Raw genomic sequence first — 313 nt, 5'->3', positions numbered from 1 at the left:
ACCAAAAACCGACACTAAGCCGTGCAACTCTAAACCTGAGACGATGAGTGTGAGAACCAGCAACGCCTGTGCCCAATGCCAAAACCGCTCGAACCGTTTAAATATGACTAAGGAATTACTCATAATTACTCTCCGAACTCTTTGTCAGCCTGCGCTTTGCGTCGGCGTATGCTTATTAATCGAATCATTAGGTGCAAACCCACACCTGCAAGACCGCCCCAAATAGCGATAGCCCCAAACCACTCCACGAATGTGCTTCTATCACGGCCAACTAGGTAGAAGTCATTTAACCCAGTTAAACGGCTATCTGTAC

The 313-nt window shown here is 47.3% G+C and carries 1 pseudogene; it reads right to left on the bottom strand.

The features are described from left to right. Positions 1–125: 125 nt before the first annotated feature. Positions 126–313 (bottom strand): annotated as a pseudogene (locus AB4585_RS29295) (hypothetical protein); the annotation flags it as partial.

It is taken from the genome of Vibrio sp. 10N.222.49.C9 (assembly GCF_041474985.1).
Taxonomy (GTDB): domain Bacteria; phylum Pseudomonadota; class Gammaproteobacteria; order Enterobacterales; family Vibrionaceae; genus Vibrio; species Vibrio crassostreae_C.
This window is presented reverse-complemented; position numbering and strand designations above follow the sequence as displayed.